Raw genomic sequence first — 18,763 nt, 5'->3', positions numbered from 1 at the left:
GAATAGGGAATAGGGAATAGGGAATAGGGAATAGGGATGCGCTGCATCAAGACTGTACCTCATAACTGCGATAAACGCTATAACAATTAACAATTAACAATAGGGATCCTAAATCAATTGTGAGAATTTTTGTTCCCTACTCCCTACTCCCTACTCCCTACTCCCTACTCCCTACTCCCTACTCCCTACTCCCTACTCCCTTTGGAAAATTAACAATTAACCAACTTCCAACAGCACATCCTGATGCATCCTTGCCCGGTCTACCAATGACTGAATTTGGTCTTTAGTCAATGCTTCACCATTAGCATAGTGTTCTAGCCAGGTTTTACTAATCACATTGGGGTCATCTGGTAAACTAGCAACATCCCATCCAGGTAAATCCAGTTGCTCCATCAGATAGTTAACTTTGGGGTCATAACTGAGGGCAAAACATCGACATTCTTCCGCTGCTGCCATAATCAAACTGTGGTAGCGCATCCCAATCGCCATTTCCACCCCCCGAAATAATCCTTTCAATTCTCTAGGGTCTTCTATAGAAAAGATCTGATGGGGACCCGTTAACTGAGACGCAATAGATTGGGCAATGGCCAAATCTCGGGAAGCTTGGAAAGGGACTAATAAAATACAGGTTTGTGTGGCTTTCTGAAAATCCACTAAGGCATGGGTCAGATTATTCAGGCCTTTGGGAGTTAGGGTAGAATGCGATCGCAAAGTAACTGCTACTCTTGGTGCTGGTAAATCCCACAATCCTGGTACAGGTTTGGAGTCTAATGCCCAAACTGGATCGGGAGCCATAATAAACGGAATTTCCCAATCCGCTAGCAGTGTCGCTGAGCCATAATCCCTGACACTGACTGCTGTACATCCGGTGAAGGACCGCTGGGCTAGCCAAGCAATCAGCCGACGCTTAATTGGACCAACCCCCTGAGCCCAAGCAATGGTTTTCAGACCCATCCTTTGGGCTAATCCCATTAAACCACAGTAGTAGAGAGGGCTAGCGGCACTAGTCACATCTTGGATTAAACTACCACCCCCCCAGATGAATAGTTCAGAAAGGCGCATGGCCTTGAGCACTGGTAGGGTAGACATGCGATCGCAACTTTCCACTCCATAGCGCTGACGAGTTTGACTAGGGTTGCCGGAAAGGACTATCGGGTTCACTGACTTTGGTAGCATTTGCAGCAGTGACGCTAACAATGCTTCATCGCCACCGTTGCCCTTGCCGTAATATCCACATAAAACTGCTTTGACTTGCTTCATGCCTTCAACTCGTCCTGCCTACTATAGCACTACGCATTAAGGTTAGGACATTGATACAAGCTGAAAGGCTGTTATAGTAAACTTTTGCCTTTTGCCTTTTGCCTTTTGCCTTGCGCGTAGCGCTATACTCCCTATATTCCAATCTGTTCATCCATCCGTTGCCCCTTAATGCATCCTATCAATAGTACGATATTGAATGGCTTCAGCAACATGTTCGGTTTTAAGGTCATCATTACCACTCAGGTCGGCAATGGTACGGGCAACTTTGAGAATACGGTCGGTGGCTCTAGCAGAAAGACCAAGTTTGCGAATAGCGCTTTCTAATACATTACGGGAAGTATCATCTAATTGACAGAATCGACGTAGATGATAGCTTTGCATCTGAGCATTACAATGAAGAGTGGGTTCAGTTTGGAAGCGGTCACGAGTGCGATCGCGTGCGACTTGGACTCGTTCTCGCACCGGTGCTGATTCAACTCCAGTAGACTGTCTAGTGATTTCTTCAGGTTTCAGCCGATTGACAGCTACTTGTAAATCAATGCGATCCATTAATGGTCCTGATAGCTTCGACCAATATTGTTCCCGTTGGCGAGGGGAACAGGTGCAGGGTTGAATTGGGTCACCAAAGTATCCACAGGGACAGGGATTGGTACTAGCCACTAAGGTAAACTGAGCAGGAAACTGTACCGATTGGCGGGTGCGGGAAATAGTGACTTGTCCGTCTTCCAAAGGTTGGCGTAGGAACTCTAATACATTGCGCTTGAATTCTGTCAACTCGTCTAAAAATAGAACTCCCCGGTGGGCTAAGGAAATTTCTCCCGGTTTCGGAAAACTACCACCACCGACAAGAGAAGGACCAGAGGCGGAATGATGGGGACTGCGAAAAGGGCGATCGCAGATCAGTTTACCGCGATTTTTCAATAAGCCAGCAACAGAATAAATTTGAGTGACCTCCAAAGCTTCAGCAAAACTCAACGGTGGCAAAATTCCCGGTAATCGTCGCGCCAACATGGTTTTACCACTGCCAGGAGGACCGACAAAGATTAAATTATGTCCCCCAGCCGCAGCAATTTCTAAAGCTCGACGCCCATGAGCCTGACCTTTAACATCCTTTAAATCCGGTGCAGTAGACTGATAAACTTGCAACTCCCCCACACTATCAATCTCTACCGGTGAATAGCGGTCTGGCTGGTTAAGGAAATCAGCAACATCTGATAGGTGCTCAAATCCATACACAGTGATGCCATTCACCACTGCAGCTTCTGTAGCATTGTCAGCAGGAACCACTAACCCAGTAATTCCCATTTGCTTTGCTGCCGCAGCAATTGGAAGTACACCAGCCACAGGTCGCAAACTGCCATCAAGGGACACTTCTCCGAGAAATAGGTGGTCTCCCAATAACTGAGGATTTAACTGTTCCGATGCCGCTAAAATACCAACACTGATCGGTAAATCAAAACTAGGACCTTCTTTCCGTAAGTCAGCCGGGGCCAGGTTAATCACAATCTTGCGTATCGGAAAGGCAAAACCAGCATTTTTCAGTGCTGCTTTCACCCGTTCTCGGGACTCTTGGACAGCGGTATCCGGTAAACCAACGACTACAATTCCCGGTAAGCCACCAGACACATCTACTTCAACCCCTACTTTTACAGCATCAATGCCGATAATTGAACCACTCCAAACCCTAGCCAGCATAGTGTTAGCCTGATACGTGTTTTGGGACAAGGAAAATAAAATAAGGGGAGAGTGGGAAAACTCCCCATCTCCCCATTACCAGTCTCACCTTTTCCTTCGTTTCTCTTTTTAGAAACCTTCACTTAAGGGCAAGTATAGTGCTTATCGCCTGGAGAGTTTAACCGGAAAATTACATAAATACTGATATCCTTTCCATAAAAGGGATGTAAACTAGGATTTTCCGGGAATCGGGAATCGGGAATCGGTAATCGGTAATCGGTAATCGGTAATCGGTAATCGGTAATCGGGAATCGGTAATCGGTAATCAGTAATCTTACCAACATTACCCATTAGCAATTACCTATTACCAAAAACCCAGGGACTACTTGGGAAGAGATTAATCGAACTTGAGATTACAGATAGTTTTACCAAAAAATTTGGGTAATCGCGCCCCGTCCTTACAGGACGGCTTTTTTTTGTTCGCAACTGAAGGCTCCAAAGGAGCATCTATGTATTGACAGTTTTATCGCACCGTGTTAAGATAAAATAATAACAAAAAAATAACTAATGTTCTAGATAAACATGATCACAGAATAAGTAGACAGTGTAAAAAACATGTTTTGAGATAATCATGTTGCACAATCAAGTCTAACGATTTGGACGTCTATGAAAGTCTTTGATCAAAAAAATGTTCATCTAAATTTGTTATGTAAATTTGTTATCTATTTTAGGTACGGTGGGGCACACCGAAACCTAGGTCATAGACCAAATACGCTTGGGTCGAGGAGACCTCTATTTTTCCTGGCTCCGGCAAGGGATAACAAGTCACCCCGTGGAAGCAAGAATCCCCGTCCTTCCAGGGCAGGGAGTGTCAAACTAACGCAACAATTATAGTAGACCTCTTACAACATTATTGTTCTGATAGTGTTTGTCTCAATTCTTGTTCCGATGATCCGCTGCTCCGAAGTTCCCTGTTCCCTACAACTGCCGCCAAGTCTAGTATACTGAGGTTGGGTTGATAGGAATTACCCATGCAGTCGTTTGAACCAGGTTTTATTGAGGGCCAGCTGATTAGTCAAAATCTACTGCGTACTATCCGACTGATTGGTGAGTACAAAGGCAAGCAAGAACTGTTCAAAGAACAGTCACCCCAAGTTTTGAAAACACTACGTCAGGCGGCGATTATTCAGAGTACTGAGTCCTCCAACCGCATAGAAGGCATTACAGTGCCCCTGGAACGCATCAAGGAACTGGTAGCGGAAAAAACTACGCCCCGCGATCGCTCCGAACAAGAAATTGCTGGCTATCGAGATGTACTTAGCACCATCCACACCAGCTATGCTCACATCCCTTTCACTCCAGGGGTGGTGTTACAGCTGCATCGTGACCTTTACCAGTTTACTGTTGGTGAGGGTGGGCGCTGGAAGTCGGTAGATAATCAAATCACCGAAACTTACCCAGATGGTACAAAGGTTGTGAGGTTTCAAGCACTTGCGGCTTATGCTACACCATCCGCGATGGAACGCTTGCACGAACAGTTCAATCGCCTCTGGCAGTCTGAGGAACTCGAACCCTTACTGCTCATCCCCACCTACGTCTTGGATTTTCTGTGCATCCACCCTTTTAGTGATGGAAATGGACGGATGGCTAGGCTGCTGACACTACTGTTACTATACAAAGCTGGTTACGAGGTGGGGCGGTTTATTAGTTTGGAACGCATTGTAGAACGCACAAAGGAAAGCTACTACGATACACTTTACCAGTCCTCCCAAAGCTGGCATCAGGGACAGCATAGTTTGTTACCTTGGTGGGAGTATTTTCTGGGAGTGTTGGTGCTATCGGCGTACCGGGATTTTGAGCAACGGGTTGGGTTAGTAACCTCAGCCAAAGGCGCTAAAACAGCGATGGTGCTAGATGCCATTAACAATATAGTTGGAGATTTTTCGATCAAGCATTTACAGGAACAATGCCCTACTGTAGGAATTGACTTGATTCGCCGTATCTTGCGCCAGGAAAGGAACGCTGGGCGGCTCGAATGCCTTGGGCGAGGGCCAGATGCCCGTTGGCGGAAGAAATAGGTACTGTACCTATTAAATAGGTACTGACAAGCTAGTTAGTACCTATTTAAGGGTAATTTCCGTTGCAGAAGCTGTGTGATCAAGCAAGCGTCCGCACCTTCAAAGCCCCGTGGTAACCACAACCGTTGCTCATCTGACTCCCCATCTCCCCATCTCCCCATCTCCCCATCTCCCCACACTTGCCACACTTGCCACACTTCCCACACCTCCCTCTCTTTCCCTGTTCCCTGTTCCCTGTTCCCTGTTCCCTGTTCCCTGTTCCCTGTTCCCTACTATAGATTACAAATATTCTTCCACTAAGGCAAGAATCTTCTGTTCTTGAAACCCATGGGCTAACTCTTTGAGGTTGTTAGCAAAAGCCATGTATTTGTGATCCAGTTCTTCGAGGTAGATAGCTCGCTCCCGAATTTTTTTCATACTGCCCAACATCGCCAACTCATACAGCACTTCCATCTCTTCTAGTGGCGGAATCACTAGTTCATTTGGCTCTACTGAACCGTTTTCAGAGTTCATATTTGAAACCTGATCATTCTGTTCGTACACCCACTCCAAATGTAAATACTTTCCTAACAAGGTCAATAACTTTGGTTCATCTACGGGTTTAGACAAAAAGGCATCACAACCGGCAATTTGACTTTTTTTCTGATCCATATCCAGTACACTAGCAGAGATAGCAATAATTGGCACTTCTCTAATCTCTGGAATTTGACGAATTTCCTTAATGGCTTCAAACCCACTTTTAACCGGCATAACTAAATCGCTCAAAATCATATCCGGTTGAATTTGCTGAGCCAATTCCACTTCCTGCTGACCATCTTCACCAGTGACCACCTCAAATCCCAAGGGTGCAAGCATATTCTCAAGAACTAAGCGGTTTTCGAGTTTGTCATCTACCACCAATAGCCTACGTTTTTTACCTCGATATCCTATAATTTTATCTGGAATTTCAGCTTGAGTTTCCCCACTGAGCGATCCCAGATAAAAACTAACTTCAAACCAGAACCTTGACCCTTTACCCAATTCACTGGTGACCTTGATATCACCACCCATCAATTCCACCAGTTGCTTAGTAATAGCTAATCCTAAACCTGTGCCCTCAGACCGACTTTGAGTATCACCCACTTGTTCAAAAGGTAGGAATATTTTCTCTAACTGCTGGGGATTCATACCCACACCAGTGTCAATAATATCAAAACAAATAGTTGAAGTAGTAACTTGAGACTCCTTAACCCTAACCCCCAAGGTGACTTGACCTTGCTCGGTAAATTTAATGGCGTTTCCTAACAAGTTTAGTAAGACTTGTCGAAGTCGTTTTTCATCAGCTATAATTCCAATAGGTAAGTTAGAGTCAGGTTGGTATTTGAACAAAATATCTTTCTCTAACGCCCGCATTTTTATCACTCCCACAACACTGTCGAGGAAGTTAGCAAAATGGATATCATCGGAATAGAGTTCCATTTTACGGGCTTCGATTTTGGATAGGTCTAAGATGTCGTTGATTAGGGTCAACAAATGAATCCCGCTTTGGTGGATAATTTCTAAACCATCGGTTTGGCGGGAACTGAGAGTATTTTCTCGCTTAAGAATTTGAGCATAGCCAAGAATGCCGTTGAGGGGGGTGCGCAATTCATGACTCATATTCGATAGAAATTCGCTTTTAGCCTGGTTGGCAACTTCTGCTTTGTCTTTGGCCTCTGCTAGTTCCGCTGTGCGTGCTTCGACCCGTTGCTCTAAGGTTTCAAAGGATTCTTTCAGTTGCACTGCCATTTGGTTAAAAGATTCACTCAATTCCCCCACTTCATCGGAGCGCTTAATAGCTACAGTTTTATTCCATTTCCCTTTAGCAATGTCTTTAGCAGCCCTATTGAGATGTAAAATCGGTTTTATTACCCACCGTGCCGTAAAAATGCCGATGATTGTTGCTACAATTAAAGCGTAAATACACAACAATATCGAGAGCCTGGTATTGGCGTTAATTTCCGCCATAAAATCTGACTCTGGTATGACCACTACTACTAGCCAATCCAAACCACCCTTGTTATGGAGAGGAGTAACTTGGACAAATTGACGTTCTCCATCAAGCTTAAGATTAAACTGCTGTGCTGCTTCAATTTTGGAAAGATTGTCAATGTTTTCAAGCAAATACTGTGCTGTAATTTTGGTTAATGGGTTTTGACTGTCTGTGGCCTTGAGTCGTTTAGGTTGATTGTCTTGATGGCTGAGCACAAATGGTTGTTCAGATGTTGAACTAGCAATTAATTCTCCTGAAGGTTCTAAAAGAAAAACTTGACCAAAAGGACTGATGGTGAGTCCCCGCAGGAAATCACTAATCAGGCTAAGAATAAGATCCACAGCTATAACACCACGAAAATTTCCTGTCTCGTCTTGAACAGGGGCAGAGAAAGTGATTCCGAGTTTGCCATCATCAGAAAAGTTGTAAATTTTGCTCCATCTGGGTAATGGTGACTCTACCGCACTGATATACCAGGGCTTTTTTCGCGGATAGAAGGGTTTTGAGACCAACAACTCAGTCCGCTGACCTTGGTCGTCTAAAGCATAGGTATGGCGAATCGGGAAATCGATGAAGTCCTTAACAACAAAGCTTCCATCTGGTTCCCGTCTGGAAAAGGCATATTCTAGCTTTTCTGGATTGCCTGCCATATAAATGGAACGAACAGACTTACATAGTTTTAATTGTTTCCAGAAGTGACGTTCTAAAACAGTAATATTGTTAAAACTTAATTGGTTTAGCTGCCAAGCATTAATATTACTTTGAACAAGAATATAAGGGTGATTTAAGTAATGCTTGAGATGCTCTTGGACGCGGTTAGTGATTTCGCTCTGTAACTGGAGTGCAAGTTTATTAACCGCTTTCTCGCCATTTCTAAAGGAAAGATATCCTACTAATCCAACCGCTGTGAAGATCTGCAATACAAAAGGGACAATTAGGACAGTTCCTAAGGAAACCTTGGAGACCAAACGGTTGAGAGGTTTGATGGTCATCGTCATGACTTTGAAAAAACAATTGCTGTTCAACCTTGAGATAGATTCCAGCTAAGCTGAAATGATGGTAGTGCTAGCAATCGGCTGTTGACGATGAGATCGTGATCAGGATTGCTCTGATCTTAGTCTTCCCCAAAAAAAGAACTAAATATAGCAAGGGAAGTATAGTTTAAGACATAAATATAGCAATTATCATAGTCATGAGGTACAATAACAGCAGTGAGTAAACCAATTCCGAATATCTTCCATCGTTACTTTTAAGATGGCATCGGCAATCCCGTCTATTAAGTCTTTGTAAGTTCTTGCTTTAATCTTTATCAAGATTGCTTTGACTTTTGACCAAAAATTTTCGATGTCTTGATGCAGTCGCTCATGGCGCATGGGTCTGTGTGCGGAACCTGCGTCCGCACCGCTGTTTGCCCCGTGGAACGGCAGTCGCTCATGGGGGAGACCCCCAAGACCGTAATGGTGCGCTTTCCGTGATGGGGAGCAATCCCTTGACCGTAGGTCACGCGGGGCGCGTTCGCCATCACGGGTCGCACCTCTTTTAAGTGGCTTGTTACCTCTCGATCTTTTCCCTTTCAATGCTCTCGCATATCTCCTAATCATTGCTAAATTAACTCCTGAATCATCTATTAAAATCAAACATTTGGCTGGAATATATCGGATATATGACCAAAAATTAACTCTTTTTTGTTGGATTAGTTTTGGTTATTTTTCTGTTGCGTGTAATGGTTTTTTCTTGAAAGTATATATAATTTAGCTGTTTAATTAGTCTTACCATCGTGGCTTGACTTACCCTAATTTTGGTCTTTTCTTCTAGAAAATCACAAAGTTCAACTAAAGTGGCATCATTAGTCGTTTCAATTATCTCTACTAAATCTACTAATTGCTCTCTCCTAAGTTGGCGTGGTGGACTTCCTCTTTGACGTTGCGGTGCGACCCCGGTCGGGTTTCCCGACAAGCGTGAATGCGCACCAAGAGAGCGGTTTAATATCTCCGGTTTCTCGATGCTGTTTTAGTAATTTTTGAATAAAGCTTTTGGCTACACCAAAACCTTGAGCAAAGTTTCTGATTGATAAATTTTATTTTTGATGGACTTCTAAAATTTTTTGAGGAAAGTAAAATGAGTAAGGTTTCATCCGAAATTTTGATTAATAACTATTTAATCTATGTATTAGTGTACCTCATAGCTATGAGAAACGCTATAGCTATAGTTTTAAGTCACATGAAATAAGGCGACCCTTTTCAAGGTTTTGTCTCCGGGCAGTCCGTTCTTAAAGCTCAGCGCCGACCTTCGCGTAGCGTCGGCTTTGCCGAAAGCGATGGCTGGATTGGCGCTTGTTGCCTACACTGAACCTGAAAGGTAAGTGTAGGAGCTGTCACATTTTTGTGAGATCCCCTTGGAGTCAACCCAGTTAGATAAAGATAGGTCAAACCTCTTGTAGTTTTGTTAGATAAGTGGTATAAACCGCTACAGATTAAAAAAAAACGGGGTGTAATCAGGAGTGATGGCTCAGTCAGTTGCGGTTGACTGGTGAAGACGCGATCGCTCCTGTTTTCATTAGGGAATAGGACTTACGCAGTGCCCGTTGGTTTTGCCTCCCTAACCCCCCTTGCTCTGCCTAACCAACCCCGGTTTTCAGTGAGCCAGTAGGGGCAGTGAGCAATGCGCTAGAGTAGGATAGATAGGGTAATTGAGATTAATTAACGGCGTAAGTCAGCCTATTGAAGCATGAGTTCTTGGCGCGATCGCTTAAATAAATTTGGTGGCAAAACTAGATTTGTAGTTTTTCGTTTGTTTGTACACTTAGCTGGTTCAGAAGTAACACCCTTGTTGGGGGTACTCAATCGTGCGGCACGGGAGGCCGTTGAGTCAGACGGGGATTTGAACGTGTTAGGGGAAGAACTGGTAGCAATTTGTCAAAACCTGCTACAGCTGCAGATCTACTGGCAATCGGCAGCGAATGAAGGGGATGTCTTCTGGAAGGAAGGAGAAGCTGGGGACTACGTTAATGAACTGTTTACTGACTCAGCTGGGCGCTATCTGTCTGAACCAGATTTCACTACACCCTTAGGTGACAACGAACCTTTATCCCTACCTGTGACCCAAAACGTAATTGTTATGATCACAGTAGCCTACGAAGGGGAAGTTCCTGAACTAGAAACGAACCTAGCTAGTGTTGAGTCCCTCGAAGCAGGTCTGAAGGCATTGATTAATCTCCACTATCAGGAAAGTTTGCAAGCTATCCAGGTTCACTTCTCTCCAGCACAGTTGGGTGACGAACTGACTGATGAACAAATTTTACTCAATTTCCCGGAACTGGTTCCGCTCTAATCATTAATAAATTAAATAAATATAGATAGTGTTATAGTTGTCACTATCAGTAGATCAGGTGATGGGGAGATGGAGTTATGGGCAAGACGAACGAAAAATCTTCCCCAAATTGTTGGTTGTTTTGCAAAGAACGCTAGCCCATAGCAAAGCGCGATTAGACAAGCGCGATTAGACAATAGTGATTTAACAGAACAATAGTGATTTAAGAAAACTTTTTTAACTATATGTTACGTACAGTTGCGATTTTTGTTCTATCTCTAACCTTATGTTGGACCACAGTAGGGTGTGGTTCTCCTAACTCAAGCCAAGTGTCGCTGAATCGGGGTGGGAGTACATCCTTTACTCCGACTCGGTTGAGTGATGGTAAATATCCCGTACAACAGGCAACCTACGATGATGTTAATGGGGTATATACCCTAATGGTGCTCAATACTCCTGCGGGTAGTCCACCAGTGTTTCGGAGCAGGGATTTGCAGATGGCACGTCTGACTGATGAGCAGGTTGCTGCTGGGGAAAATACGTATCTGAGTATTGATGACAATCAGCCGGTGATGTACCTAACTGAAGACTTTCGGATTGAATATGTCCACAATGTTACTGAGACTAGACCTAATCCTCAAACTGGTCAACAAGAAACAGTAATCGTGCGTCAGCAATCCAGTTTCTGGGCTCCGTTTGCTGGTGCTTTGGCTGGTCAAGCTATAGGTAGTATGCTATTTCGACCTCAATACTACGTTCCACCGGTTTATCAAGCGGGAGGGGTTCTGACTGGTTATGGTGGGTATGGTAACAGCTATAGTCAAGCAGTGAAGCGATATGAAACACGGTACAAAGCACCGCCACCCGTGGTTAAAAATACTCGCTCTTTCCGCACGACTGGTAGCTTAAGAAAATCTCCTGCAGCTAATCAAGCAACTACTCGTAAAGCCTCACCCAACGCTAATCGCTCCACAGGAAAGGGTTTCGGCTCAAGTCAGTTACGCACCTCTAGTCCATCTAGTCCTAACAAAGCCAAACCAAGAAGCAGTGGTTTTGGCAGCACGAAGCGATCGCCTTCTGGCTTTGGTAGTAGTCGTGGTGGTAGTCGTTCCTTCAGACGCCGCCGCTAGTTTAGACGCCCCTTAAAAACCCAAAAGAAGCTTCTAAAGACTTTAGAAGCTTCTTATTTTGCTGAACTATCAGGTTAGTTTGTGATTGACTACCATAACCTGACTACTATAACTGGGGTGCTAGGATTCGAACCTAGGAATGGCGGGACCAAAACCCGCTGCCTTACCGCTTGGCTACACCCCATCGATTCCACTTATAAGATGATAACAGATCTGAGTGGGAATATGTCAAGTATTTTTTTTTAGTTATTTGTCCTTTGGCTGAAAGGGTGATGGGGTGATGGGTTGATGGTGACCGGAAGGAAGAGAAAGAGATCTTGATTGTTTGACCTCCGCATGTTTTTGTCCCCCCTCTTCCTTTTCAACCTAGATTCACGCCGGATAAATCCGTAAACGTCGGTTGGGTTCATCGCCAAAGCTAGAAGACTTGAGGCGATAGTGTTCAACTAACTCGTGTTGCATCTTCCGCACCTTAGCCGATCGCGGCAACAATTCTACGGGTTGGCCTTTGGGAATCACAATTTGCTCAACTGCTAAACGGGCTTCTTCCAGAGCCTCGATTTGATCCTCGCTACCGCTTTGGGCAAATAACTCCAAATCAGCAGCATCGGGAATTGTGGGGTCGTCCATGTGCAACAGACGTCGTAATGCCCGAGTAATCTGGGGGATGGAGCTAGCTTTGATGGCGTGAATCGGGATCTGACGAGATTTAGCAATGGACTTTAGCTTGGAGTGGCTTTTGACATGCGATCGCAACCCTAAAACCACATCAGCACTATCCATGTTTTTTGTCAAGACCACAGGCAAATTTAGGATTTGGATCACTTGCTCGATTTGATGACGACTAATGCCGTAAGGATACACCTGTAGTGGTAAATCCTCACCATTGGGTCCTAACATCTCCATCCCTTGACCCAAGATATCTTGCTGTGACCAAGATTCAGCCAGCAGCTGTTCAAAGGTGCTATTTTCCCGAGCTGGCTCCGGTTCTTGAAGGGATAGGGGCTTCATCTGCCCAGATGAACGCCAACCTGTTGGTTGGCTAGGAGTCGTTAGGGTAAGGTGACCCCTGCTCCGACCATTTAGGGGAGTGGTAACTGGAGCGCTAGGTAATTCTCTGGTAATGGTGACCTTACCATTTTCATCCTCTGTCCTAACTGGGGGATTGGGTTGACGTCCCCTGAGCAAATTATCAACCGTGTCCGCAACACTTTCATGTACTACCCAACGCTTACGCTCTAGCATTTCTACAGCGATTTCAAAGGTTGGGGGGGCTTTTCGCTCCAAAACGGTTTTCTGAGAGCCTCGCCGTCTGGCTTCGTCATCCCCTAGGGTGACAGCCTGGATACCGCCTACTAAATCCGAAAGAGTGGGATTTTTAATCAAGTTTTCAATCCGATTGCCGTGAGCAGTCCCCACCAGCATCACCCCCCGTTCCGCAATGGTACGAGCGGCCTGAGCTTCTAGTTCTGTGCCAATTTCATCGATAACGATCACCTCTGGCATATGGTTTTCCACCGCCTCAATCATCACCTGATGCTGATGTTCTGGGCTAGCAACCTGCATCCGTCGGGCTCGACCAATAGCTGGGTGGGGAATATCACCATCTCCGGCAATTTCATTAGAGGTGTCGATAATCACTACCCGTTTGTGTAATTCGTCTGCCAGAACTCGGGCAATTTCCCGTAAAGCAGTAGTTTTGCCTACACCAGGACGCCCGAGCATCAAAATTGACTTACCAGTTTCCACCAAGTCACGAATCATGCCGATGGTACCAAAGACCGCTCGACCCACACGACAGGTTAAGCCAATAATTTCCCCTGGACGGTTCCGAATCGCACTAATCCGGTGCAAGGTGCCCTCAATTCCTGCTCGGTTATCACCGCTAAAGCATCCCACTCGCTCAACACAGTGATTGATTTGTTCGATAGTAACTGGTGTATCAGAAAGGTACTCTGCCCGATCACGAAAGCGCACTTCTGGGAAGCGACCGAGATCCATAATCACTTCGATCAAACTGTCCCTTTCAGGATGTTGCTCCAATAATGAGCGAATTTTTGCTGGCAAAATGTCTAGTAATTTTGGCAGGTCATCTGTAATTTGTTGACAGTTTGAAATCCCCTGAGTTTTGTCCACTGTTTCTTGGTGTTCCTTGGTAGGTATGGTCGCACAATCTAGTTGAAAATTGTCCCTTACCTCTGAGGATTGACCCCTTACGGTCATTGCCTCAACCAAGCTATTTTCATAAACCACTGGTGATTCTTGATTGAATGACACTTGTTGCTCTGAAAGCTTGCTTAGTGGAAAATTCACCATTTGTTTTGATCAAGTAAAGCGATTTCTGCTGTTATTTTTTGCCCTGTTTAACTTTCGGTTATTAGTCAGGTATTGGATTTAATCCATGTCTAATTTCACTCCTAATACTTGAAGGTTTTTCTGCCAATTTAATCGAACATTATTCCTCGATTAAAGTCAAGAAAATGAGATACTCTCGGGGATTTTTTTGACTGATTTGAGTTGAGCCACCAGGGAATGGGCATCTGCCACAGCCTGCCAGAGCAGATCTGGTACATCCTCAAGGTTTCTAGAGGAGGGATTAGGAAGGAATCCCTGGTGGTGATCAACGTCTTGGTCATAGTCTTGTTCTAACTTTTCTAGAATCGGTGAGAGTAGAACTCTGGCGTAGCTACCGTAAGCCACACCGGCAACGTAGGATAGGTTATTTGGTTGTTCGCCCTTGGGGTTCGAGTAGGGTAGGTTATTTGGTTGTTCGCGTAGCGTGGCCTTTTGGCCAAGGTTGTTGTAAGAACGTTCAACCGGCAACCTGCCAACTTTCAACTTTTCTGGAGAACCTTCAACGGGCAACCTAGCAACTTGGTAATGGTTCAACAGCCTAGCTGCTCTTAGTTTGCTGACGGTGTGGTTATTGGTACCACCAGCTAACTGTACGTATCCCGGTAATCCAGCAGCGATGACTTTCTGAGCAAGTTTGACAGCAGCATGAGTTGTTCCCATGCCTATATCCCCACTCATAGGACGTCCATCAGTTTGCCAGATTAGAGGACAGGGTAAAGGCTGGATCAGTTGGTAGATTTCTTTTAGGTAGTCAATCAAATCTTTACCATCTGGGCAGCTAATGGCTAGGAGTTTGAGTTGAGCGCACCAGGGTGCGATCGCATTCCATAGTCTTTTAAAATCTGGTAAATTCCCGACTTTGGTGTGAATTTCTATAGCATCAACACCATTGCTTAGAATCAGGGGTGCGATCGCAAAAGGAGCTGATACGTATGACCGAGTAGTGATCAGCTGATGGGGGCAAACTGGAAGACAACGACCACAGCCATAGCAGCGTTGGTCGATCACACCAGAGTAAGCTTCACTGCCATTCTGGAAAGTAATTGCTTGTGCTGGGCAAATCTTTTCACAGGGACGAGGGCAGTCCCCTGGACACAAATCCGAGTCAAATTCGGCTTTTCGGAAATGGGGGTCTTCCCCATCATTCAAGCTAACCATCAGCCATGGTCTGCCAAGGAAGCCAAACCCTCGCTGTTTGGCTTCATTTCCCATGGTGCTGGCGACTTGTAAGGCATCTTTCGCCGCCGAAATGACCGCCGGGTCAGCTGCCACATCAATACAATCGGCACCGGCGAGGGTGTAAGCCAAGGTTAGGCTTCTAACAGCAGGGAGGTGTTGAAAACTGGCTCCGCAAATGAGCTTGAACCAATCACCCTCCCTTAATGAATGTAAGGGATAGTAAAGTTCAGTCACTCCTATATGCTAAATCTTTAAGCCGAAAATGGGGAGACTAATTTTAGAATTTGAGTAATGAAAAAGGCATTTTTTGAGGCGCTTACAATCCTTTCCGGGGGGGGAAATCCCTCAATTTTTTTCCAAAAATGCAGATTTAGGGTAGCTGGTTTTATTCTTACACCAAATGTAGGGGTTGAATTCCTACAGCTGATCTCACTAAAATAATGGTGTCAATTAATTCAGAATTCTTTTTATTTCAAAACTATTTTGATTAGAAGCCATCCCACGTGATAGTTAGTCGTGGGATGGAGTTTAAGCATTGGGAATCTTGGCTAGTTTCGGTTAATCAATAATCGCGTTAAGCAGGACCTCGGCTAAGGTCATATTCTCCATGTCTTCCAGAGTCACTGTGTCCACGATGTCAAATTGAGCCCCAGCCCCTTCAAGGTCATCATCAAGTGCTTTGAGAAACCGAGTTGCCATGGCATCATTACCCACTTGGATCAGTGAAATGCCTAGTTCTTCATCCCGGTCTATGTGCCGAGATGCTTCAATGATCACTCGCATTACGGCTTTGCGGTCATCGGGCTCACCATCGGTTATTACCAAGAAGGTTTCTCCATTGGGTTTGGTTTGCCCAGCCGCTTTGCGCTTAAAGTAGTCATCGGTGGCATCCTTTAGCACACCAGCGAGATCGGTGCGACCCATGGGATCATTTTCTTGGAAAATTTGTTCGACTTTATCTGAGGTAACATTGTCGTACCGTCTAAAGCGACTAGAAAACAGGTAAACCGTAATCCCATCTGGATCGAGCTGTTCACATTTTCTGGCCACTGCTAAGGTAGACTCTTGGGCAATCTGCCATCGACTTTTGCTCCGATCTTGGTAGTCTGGGCTAGACATACTGCCGCTTTTGTCGATGATTAACGTATAGTCACGGTTTTCCACGAGTGAACCTCCCACGAAAACATTTCCTCCTTACCTTTACTGCCACGATTTCTTAATCTAGCTTATCCAATACTTCCACAGCTCATCTGGATGTTTTAGCCCTAAGACCCTTGGCAAGAGTTGATTATGCCAACATCATGAAAACATTATTACAAGTATCCTTCAACGGCAGCACCCTAGACTTGATCATCATGGTAAGTTAAGGTAGGTGTATTCGGTTAACTATTTTCTCTATTTACTATTCTAATCTATTTACTATTCTAAATTTAGATATTAATCTTATAAATTAATCCTAAAGTCCTGAAAGTTTGCTATCAGCGTGTCGCGTATCAGCTATCAGCCAAAAGGCCTGTAGCCACAATACCGGAAGAGTTTATGCCCATAGCGCACGCTACACCAAACAGCTTTTGAAGAAAATAAGCTGACTGCTGAGGGCTGAGGGCTGAATGCTTAAAGTTTGCGAAGCTGTGTTACCTGCTCACCATCAGATGATACTTGACGAGTCTGATAGTCAAGACTGACTTTCTTTCAAGGCTTGCAAATAGTCAATTGCTGCCTCCAGTTTGGAGGGATAGGAATCAGAAAATTCTTCAAACCATAAGCCTTCGGCTGAGTTTGGACTTAAGGTTTTTAGCCACTCAGTGGCTTGCTGATTAAGGGCTTCTCGTTCTCTTTGTTTTTGCTGCTGAACTCGTTTTTGTTCAGCTTCGAGTTCCTGCTGCTGTTTGAGAACCTCTTCTTGGTCTTTTTTCTGAAACTCTGTTCTCATCTCAGCCAGCTCCCGATCCTGAGCAGTAGATACCCAATCAGGTATTTTCGCTGGTGATTCACTAGTTGCTGGATCAGTTAGTGGCGAATTCACTGGTTGTTCCTGAAACAGAGGCTGTTGTTTCGGTTGAACACCAGCATCTTTTTGTTGATACTCAGCTTTAAGTTGGGCTAACAAGTCATCCATTGATTCCATGACTTACGTCTCCTAGTACTTTGTTAACTGTTGAGGGGTGATTTTTAAACAGTTAACTTACAGCGCCTCGAACCATGACGCTAGAAATCCCACTAACCTTTCCTATGCTTTAGTCAATAATAGCATTGATCAAAACTTCAGTGAGAGTCATATCCTCCATCTGATCAATAGTTACCGTATCTACGATGTCAAACTTAGCCCCAGCATTTTGCAGCTCATCATCTAATATTTTTAGGAATTTAGTTGCCTGGAGATCATTCCCGATTTGGATGAAGGAAATTCCTAGTTCTTCATCGACATCAATACGCCGTGATGCTTCTATGATCACCTTCATCACAGCTTTCCGTTCATCAGGCTCCCCATCAGTGACGACTAAGATGGTTTCTCCATTTTCTTTGGTTTGGCCACTAGCCTTACGTTTAAAATAGTCGTTGGTGGCATCAAGTAAAACACCAGCTAAATCCGTGCGTCCCGATGGTTCATTTTCCTGGAATATCTGTAGGACTTTATCTGCGGTTACATTGTCGTAGCGTTTAAAGCGACCAGCAAATACATAAACGGTGATGCCATCTGGATCTAATTCTTCACATTTATTGGCTAAGGCAAGGGTAGACTCCTGCATGATTTGCCAACGGCTTTTTCCACCCAGTTGATCCCTAATCGACATGCTGCCACTTTTATCGATGATTAAGGTGTAGTCACGTTGTTCGAGCATTGCTAGTCTTACCCACTATCATCCTACACCTCTAGGGTATCAAAATTATCATTTGTGACTAGTCACGGGGTTGGGTATTCAGCAAATATCAGCATTCAGCTATCAGTATTCAGCTATCAGCTATCAGCTATCAGCTATCAGTATTTAGCTTATGCCTTAGGTCACAGGCTAGAAGCCTGTGCCACGCTTTTGAATAAAATAAGCTGACCGCTGACCGCTGACCGCTGAATGCTTACAGAGCTATACCGAGACTAGAAATTGGCTACAGAAACCAGTCCCGGCAAAGTCTCTTTGAGGGGTTGCCAACGGAAAGCACGATCCCCTCCCATCTCTAGGATTACTTTTACTCGTGGTTCTTGCTGGGGCAATGTCGTTAAATAGTCAACTTCTTGACTAGATAGAATAATTCCTTCAAGAATCCACAGCACCAACCCTTTCGACTTGGGAGATAGGGCTGACAGTTGGTAATTTACCAACGGCGGCAGGTAGTAAACATCACCGACTGCAGATGATTGACCCATATTTTTCTTGCCCAGATGAGGAGGGCGAACACCGTGAATTCCAGTTAGATAAGCGGCTGGATCTCCTAGTCCTTTGGCAGTAATGGAGATGGTGGTATAGCCAGCAGCCCGCAAACGCCGCTGATAACGACCTTCAAACCCACCTTCTAATGGTGCATAAACTGCTAATGCACCAGACTTTTCTAGTGCCCGGATGAATGACTTGCCGGTGGTGATCAGTGCCATTGCTACCTCTACTTCTGCTTTAAGTTTTGTTAATTCCTGTCAGCCTCCTATTTTGACAATCCCCGCTCGCTTTGTGACGGGGATTCCTAGATCTGCGACCGGCCTTAAACCTTCGTGTCCAAGTCTCTAACTCTGTCAGAAGTTTGGCAATATCTAAACTGAAATCCCGTCAAGACCA

General features: G+C 44.8%; 17 protein-coding genes, 1 tRNA gene and 2 pseudogenes. 5 read left to right on the top strand and 15 right to left on the bottom strand.

Annotated features, from left to right (window positions below; genetic code table 11):
• Positions 1-119 precede the first annotated feature (119 nt).
• Positions 120-287, top strand: coding sequence for a hypothetical protein (locus tag F6J90_RS15875; RefSeq protein ID WP_293095294.1), 168 nt, complete (start codon positions 120-122; stop codon positions 285-287).
• Here the strand turns inward: F6J90_RS15875 and csaB are convergent.
• The 4 genes from csaB to F6J90_RS15855 form a co-directional block, all read right to left on the bottom strand.
• The gene (gene csaB, locus F6J90_RS15870) at positions 217-1,260 is read right to left on the bottom strand and encodes a polysaccharide pyruvyl transferase CsaB (RefSeq protein WP_293095293.1); all 1,044 of its coding nucleotides are present in this window, start codon (positions 1,258-1,260) and stop codon (positions 217-219) included. The two genes, F6J90_RS15875 and csaB, sit on opposite strands and share 71 nt — an antisense overlap.
• A gap of 4 nt (positions 1,261-1,264) precedes the next feature.
• Positions 1,265-1,411, bottom strand: coding sequence for a hypothetical protein (locus tag F6J90_RS15865; RefSeq protein WP_293095290.1), 147 nt, complete (start codon positions 1,409-1,411; stop codon positions 1,265-1,267).
• Between the two features lie 14 nt (positions 1,412-1,425).
• Positions 1,426-2,955, bottom strand: a complete 1,530-nt coding sequence (locus F6J90_RS15860) for a YifB family Mg chelatase-like AAA ATPase (RefSeq protein WP_293095288.1) — start codon at positions 2,953-2,955, stop codon at positions 1,426-1,428.
• Between the two features lie 122 nt (positions 2,956-3,077).
• On the bottom strand, positions 3,078-3,278 hold the full coding sequence (locus tag F6J90_RS15855) for a hypothetical protein (RefSeq protein ID WP_293095286.1): 201 nt from the start codon (positions 3,276-3,278) through the stop codon (positions 3,078-3,080).
• Between the two features lie 687 nt (positions 3,279-3,965).
• On the opposite strand from F6J90_RS15855, the gene F6J90_RS15850 reads away from it, so the two are divergent.
• Positions 3,966-5,012, top strand: coding sequence for a Fic family protein (locus tag F6J90_RS15850; protein WP_293095283.1), 1,047 nt, complete (start codon positions 3,966-3,968; stop codon positions 5,010-5,012).
• 35 nt (positions 5,013-5,047) lie between these two features.
• Here the strand turns inward: F6J90_RS15850 and F6J90_RS15845 are convergent, their stop codons facing one another.
• The 3 genes and pseudogenes from F6J90_RS15845 to F6J90_RS15835 all read right to left on the bottom strand — a co-directional run.
• Positions 5,048-5,218, bottom strand: a complete 171-nt coding sequence (locus F6J90_RS15845; RefSeq protein WP_293095281.1) for a hypothetical protein — start codon at positions 5,216-5,218, stop codon at positions 5,048-5,050.
• A 73-nt stretch (positions 5,219-5,291) separates the two neighbouring features.
• A complete protein-coding gene (locus F6J90_RS15840; RefSeq protein WP_293095279.1) occupies positions 5,292-8,015 on the bottom strand; it encodes a hybrid sensor histidine kinase/response regulator in 2,724 nt (907 codons plus the stop codon).
• Between the two features lie 198 nt (positions 8,016-8,213).
• Positions 8,214-8,369: pseudogene (locus tag F6J90_RS15835) on the bottom strand (IS630 family transposase); the annotation flags it as partial.
• Here F6J90_RS15835 and F6J90_RS15830 point away from each other — a divergent pair.
• Entirely contained in the window at positions 8,351-8,566 is a 216-nt protein-coding gene (locus F6J90_RS15830) for a hypothetical protein (RefSeq protein ID WP_293097911.1), read from the top strand. The pseudogene F6J90_RS15835 and the gene F6J90_RS15830 overlap by 19 nt on opposite strands.
• On the opposite strand, the pseudogene F6J90_RS15825 reads toward F6J90_RS15830, so the two are convergent.
• A pseudogene (locus tag F6J90_RS15825) lies at positions 8,556-9,157 on the bottom strand (IS630 family transposase); the annotation flags it as partial. The gene F6J90_RS15830 and the pseudogene F6J90_RS15825 overlap by 11 nt on opposite strands.
• A 593-nt stretch (positions 9,158-9,750) precedes the next feature.
• Between F6J90_RS15825 and F6J90_RS15820 the strand changes: the two are divergent.
• Positions 9,751-10,353: a DUF1517 domain-containing protein gene (locus tag F6J90_RS15820; RefSeq protein ID WP_293095276.1), complete on the top strand. Its 603-nt coding sequence runs from the start codon at positions 9,751-9,753 to the stop codon at positions 10,351-10,353.
• 224 nt (positions 10,354-10,577) lie between these two features.
• Complete coding sequence (locus F6J90_RS15815; protein ID WP_293095274.1) at positions 10,578-11,462, top strand: hypothetical protein; 885 nt, start codon at positions 10,578-10,580, stop codon at positions 11,460-11,462.
• Positions 11,463-11,574: 112 nt separating this feature from the next.
• On the opposite strand, the gene F6J90_RS15810 is transcribed toward F6J90_RS15815, so the two are convergent.
• The 7 genes from F6J90_RS15810 to F6J90_RS15780 form a co-directional block, all read right to left on the bottom strand.
• Positions 11,575-11,646, bottom strand: a tRNA-Gln gene (locus tag F6J90_RS15810).
• Positions 11,647-11,834: 188 nt separating this feature from the next.
• Entirely contained in the window at positions 11,835-13,778 is a 1,944-nt protein-coding gene (locus tag F6J90_RS15805) for a R3H domain-containing nucleic acid-binding protein (protein WP_293095272.1), read from the bottom strand.
• A gap of 156 nt (positions 13,779-13,934) precedes the next feature.
• A complete protein-coding gene (ldpA, locus tag F6J90_RS15800) occupies positions 13,935-15,230 on the bottom strand; it encodes a circadian clock protein LdpA (RefSeq protein ID WP_293095270.1) in 1,296 nt (431 codons plus the stop codon).
• A gap of 324 nt (positions 15,231-15,554) precedes the next feature.
• Positions 15,555-16,175, bottom strand: a complete 621-nt coding sequence (locus F6J90_RS15795; protein WP_293095268.1) for a VWA domain-containing protein — start codon at positions 16,173-16,175, stop codon at positions 15,555-15,557.
• A gap of 496 nt (positions 16,176-16,671) precedes the next feature.
• The gene (locus tag F6J90_RS15790; RefSeq protein WP_293095266.1) at positions 16,672-17,124 is read right to left on the bottom strand and encodes a hypothetical protein; all 453 of its coding nucleotides are present in this window, start codon (positions 17,122-17,124) and stop codon (positions 16,672-16,674) included.
• Positions 17,125-17,233: 109 nt separating this feature from the next.
• Complete coding sequence (locus F6J90_RS15785) at positions 17,234-17,839, bottom strand: VWA domain-containing protein (RefSeq protein WP_293095264.1); 606 nt, start codon at positions 17,837-17,839, stop codon at positions 17,234-17,236.
• A 251-nt stretch (positions 17,840-18,090) separates the two neighbouring features.
• Positions 18,091-18,585: an NAD(P)H-quinone oxidoreductase subunit N gene (locus F6J90_RS15780; protein WP_293095262.1), complete on the bottom strand. Its 495-nt coding sequence runs from the start codon at positions 18,583-18,585 to the stop codon at positions 18,091-18,093.
• Positions 18,586-18,763: the final 178 nt, after the last annotated feature.

This window comes from Moorena sp. SIOASIH, assembly GCF_010671925.1.
Taxonomy (GTDB): domain Bacteria; phylum Cyanobacteriota; class Cyanobacteriia; order Cyanobacteriales; family Coleofasciculaceae; genus Moorena.
The sequence above is the reverse complement of the archived record's forward strand: the minus strand, read 5'-3'. Positions and strand labels throughout refer to the sequence as shown.